Below are 4,218 nucleotides of genomic sequence, written 5' to 3' on the forward strand. Positions count from 1 at the left end.
GGGTGGAGCGATGCGGTGGTGGCGGGAGTGGGTGGACCTGGTGGTGCCGCCCGAGTGCGCGGGGTGCGGCGCGGCGCGGTCGCCGCTGTGCGCGGTGTGCGTGGCGCGGTTGCGTGACGGCGGGCCGCGGCGGGTCGCCCTTGATCCGTGTCCCCGCGGTCTGCCGCCGGTGTACGCGGCGGCGGAGTACGCGGACGTCGCCAGGTCGGTGCTGCTCGCGCACAAGGAACGCGGCGCGTTGCGGCTGGCGCCGTGGCTCGGCGCCCTGCTGGCCGACGGCGTGCTGGCGCTGTCCGCCGGTGCGCGACCGGCCGGTGCGCGACCGGCCGGCGCGGAACCGGCCGGCGCGGGAGCGGCGGCCGGCCCGGGCCCGGTGTTGGTGCCGGTTCCGTCGGCGCGGCGGGCGGTGGCGGCCCGGGGGCACGATCCGACGCTGCGGCTGGCCCGGGCGTCGGCGGTCGAGCTGCGGCGTCGCGGGGTGTCGGCGACGGCGGTGCCCGTGCTCGCCCAGGCGCGCAGGATCTCCGACCAGGGAGGGCTGAGCGGCCACGAGAGGCTGCGGAACGTCGCGGGTGCCCTGAGGGTCCGGCCGGCCGGTGAACGCCTGTTGCGGGGGCGTTCTGTGGTGCTGGTGGACGATCTGGTGACCAGCGGTGCCTCGCTGGCGGAGGCGGCCCGGGCGTTGCGGGAGTGCGACGCGGAGGTGACGGGTGCGGCGGTGGTCGCGGCCGCCGCCGGCACGGTCTGATCCGACGCCCCGCTGACCCTACGGCCGCCGGCCGGCCGTCGTGTGGCCGGACACCGTCTGGCCGGACACCTCCTCCCGGAACCCGCCCACCGGACATCTCCGAACGGCGTACTCCGCTCCGGGAGGTGCGCGCGGGTGCACAGGGGCGCACGGGGCGTACGGTGTGCGCCCTCACCGGGTCGGCACCCGGTCGGCGGTGTCGCCCGGACGGCGGTCGGACGGCGGGGGTACCGCGCCCGCCGGAACCCCCGCGACGGGTCGATCGTTGCAGGTGGTGAGGGGGTGACGCAGTGACACCCGGAGACGTACGCGCCGGTAGGGGGTGCCGAGCCTCCCCCAGTCGGGGTACGTTCGGGTTATGAGGAACAGCACAGTTGTTCCTACGAGCGGAGCATGCGCGTTTTTGTCGCGTCTGGCCGACTCTGCTAGCCGCCCTCCGTTGGAGTGAGTGGCGATCTTCCCAGAGGGGGAGAAGGAGGTGGAAGTCGCAACCCGACGTAGCGCCGAACGGGAGCCCGGGTGAACACCGGGTGGTTCGGCATCAGTGCACAGAGGACGCACTCCGCATGGCGCCGGAGTGCTCCGGGAACGGAGTTCTGCGTGGACATCGTCGTCAAGGGCCGTAAGACAGAGGTTCCGGAGCGGTTCCGCAAGCACGTGGCCGAGAAGCTGAAGCTGGAGAAGATCCAGAAGTTCGACGCCAAGGTGATCCGTCTGGACGTCGAGGTCTCCAAGGAGCACAACCCCAGGCAGGCGGACCGTTCCGACCGGGTGGAGATCACACTCCGCCACCGGGGACCGGTCATCAGGGCAGAAGCCGCGGCGACCGACCCGTACGCCGCCCTGGACCTGGCCACCGAGAAGCTGGAGTCCCGTCTACGCCGCCGTCACGACAAGCGCACCTCTCGCCGCGGCAGCGGCCGCATCCCGGCCAGCGAGGTCGCGGTCACCGTGCCCGACGCCGCGGTTCTCAACGGGAACGGGGAACTGGGTGCCTCGGCCGACGAGGAGTCGGGGGCGCCCGCGGTGAAGAAGGTCGGCCCGCTGGACGTGCAGGGCGAGGGCCCGCTCGTCTGCCGCGAGAAGACCCACAAGGCGGCACCCATGTCACTCGACCAGGCTCTCTACGAAATGGAGCTGGTGGGGCACGACTTCTATCTGTTCGTCGACTCCGACACGAAGCACCCGAGCGTCGTCTACCGCAGGCACGCCTACGACTACGGCGTGATCCACCTGGAGCCGGACCCGTTCGTCGAGGAGCCTCCGCACGGTGCGGGAGGCGCACTCGGAAACTGAGCGCCCACGCGCGCCCCGTCCCCGGCGACCGGCCGGGGCGGGGCGCGCGGTGAACTCCGCAGCGCCGTGCGCGAGGTGGCTGTGCGCCCTTGCCCCGTCCATTCCCGCCCCCGCCGCCTATAGCATGGGCGCCATGACCAACCGGCCTCCTGATCAGCCCGGTTGGCGCTGACGCCGATGAGGTCCACGAAGTGGCTGGCTGTGCAGGGGGAGGAACGGATGGCGGACGGCTTCGGGCCGACGATGCCCGACGCGTACCAGGGCTCGGTCGACCGCGCGGGGGACCGCGACGAGGAGCGGCAGGACGAACCGATCCGGGTGCTCGTCGTCGACGACCACGCGCTGTTCCGCCGCGGCCTTGAGATCGTCCTCGCGCAGGAGGAGGACATCCAGGTCGTGGGGGAGGCCGGAGACGGCGCCGAGGCCGTGGAGAAGGCCGCCGACCTGCTGCCGGACATCGTGCTGATGGACGTGCGGATGCCCCGGCGCGGCGGCATCGAGGCGTGTACGGCCATCAAGGAGGTGGCCCCCAGCGCCCGGATCATCATGCTGACGATCAGCGACGAGGAGGCCGACCTCTACGAGGCCATCAAGGCGGGCGCCACCGGCTACCTGCTGAAGGAGATCTCGACCGACGAGGTGTCGACGGCGATCCGTGCGGTGGCCGACGGGCAGTCACAGATCAGCCCCTCGATGGCGGCCAAGCTCCTGACCGAGTTCAAGTCGATGATCCAGCGCACCGACGAGACCAAGCTGGTACCCGCCCCCCGGCTCACCGACCGGGAGTTGGAGGTGCTCAAGCTGGTGGCGACGGGCATGAACAACCGGGACATCGCCAAGGAGCTGTACATCAGCGAGAACACGGTGAAGAACCACGTCCGGAACATCCTGGAGAAGCTGCAACTGCACTCCCGCATGGAGGCCGTGGTCTATGCGATGCGGGAGAAGATCCTGGAGATCCGCTGATCCGCTGATCCGCTGAGGGGTGTCAGCCGTCCCGGAGCGCGCCCTCCAGGAGTCGCCGCAGCTCGACGTCGTCGCAGCGCTCCACGCGGACGTCGGAGCAGCCGACCCAGGACGCCGCCTCCCACAGCGCGCGCGCCATCGGTTCGACGGCGGTCCGGCCGGCCATCGAGACCTGACGGGCCACAAGCGTCGTCCCCTCCCGGCCCGGGTCGACGCGGCCCACAAGCCGGCCGCCGGCGAGCAGGGGCATGGCGAAGTAGCCGTGCACGCGCTTCGGCTTGGGCACATACGCCTCCAACCGGTGGGTGAAGCCGAACATCCGCTCGGTGCGCGGCCGGTCCCAGACCAGTGAGTCGAAGGGGGAGAGCAGCGTGGTGCGGTGGCGGCCCCTCGGGGTGGACTCCAGGGCGGCCGGGTCGGCCCACGCCGGTTTCCCCCAGCCCTCGACCGTCACCGGCACCAGGCCGGTGGCGGGCAGGACGGCGTCCACCCGGGCGCCCTTGAGCCGGTGGTAGTCGGCGAGGTCGGCGCGGGTCGCGACGCCGAGCGCGGCGCCGGCCTGGGCGACCAGCCGGCGGACGCACGCGGTGTCGTCGAGGTCGTCGTGCAGCAGTTCGGCCGGCACGGCGCGCTCGGCGAGGTCGTAGACCCGCTTCCAGCCGCGGCGCTCGGTGCACACCACCTCGCCGGTGTCCAGCAGCCACTCCACCGCGATCTTCGTCTCGGACCAGTCCCACCACACGCCGCCGTTCTTGGCGCCGCCCAACTCGGTGGCGGTGAGCGGCCCGTCGGCGCGGAGCCGGTCGCGGACGGCGCCGCACGCCTTCTCCATGTCGGCTATCCGGTGCCAGCGGTGGCCGCGCTCGCGGTACGCGCGCCGGCGGAACGCGAACAGCGGCCACTCCTCGACGGGCAGCACACAGGCGGCGTGCGACCAGTACTCGAACGCGCGGCCCTGGGACCAGTAGGCCGCCTCCACCCGCTCCCGGGGCACCGCGCCGAGTCGGGCGTACGGCACCAGTTCGTGTGATCTGGCCAGCACGGAGATCGTGTCGAGCTGGACGGCGCCCAGCCGGCGCAGCACTCCGGGTACGCCCGCGGCCCGGTCGGGGGCGCCGAGCAGCCCCTGGGCGCGCAGCGCGAGGCGGCGGGCCTCGTCGGCCGACAGCGTGACGGTGGGAGGCGGGGTGGGGGCTGTCTCTAAAACA

General features: G+C 72.6%; 4 protein-coding genes. 3 read left to right on the forward strand and 1 reads right to left on the reverse strand.

The annotated features are described in order from the left end of the window. The 3 genes from GL263_RS28920 to GL263_RS22585 form a co-directional block, all read left to right on the forward strand. On the forward strand, positions 1–748 hold a 748-nt coding region (locus GL263_RS28920), incomplete at its 5' end, for a ComF family protein (RefSeq protein ID WP_323379524.1). A 600-nt stretch (positions 749–1,348) separates the two neighbouring features. Beyond that, positions 1,349–2,044: a ribosome hibernation-promoting factor, HPF/YfiA family gene (hpf, locus tag GL263_RS22580; protein ID WP_182857589.1), complete on the forward strand. Its 696-nt coding sequence runs from the start codon at positions 1,349–1,351 to the stop codon at positions 2,042–2,044. Positions 2,045–2,263: 219 nt separating this feature from the next. Next, positions 2,264–3,010, forward strand: coding sequence for a response regulator (locus tag GL263_RS22585; RefSeq protein ID WP_182857590.1), 747 nt, complete (start codon positions 2,264–2,266; stop codon positions 3,008–3,010). 22 nt (positions 3,011–3,032) lie between these two features. Here the strand turns inward: GL263_RS22585 and GL263_RS22590 are convergent, their stop codons facing one another. Continuing rightward, positions 3,033–4,178: a winged helix-turn-helix domain-containing protein gene (locus GL263_RS22590; RefSeq protein ID WP_182857591.1), complete on the reverse strand. Its 1,146-nt coding sequence runs from the start codon at positions 4,176–4,178 to the stop codon at positions 3,033–3,035. Positions 4,179–4,218 lie beyond the last annotated feature (40 nt).

The sequence above is a fragment of the Streptomyces durbertensis genome (assembly GCF_014156695.1).
GTDB lineage: Bacteria > Actinomycetota > Actinomycetes > Streptomycetales > Streptomycetaceae > Streptomyces > Streptomyces durbertensis.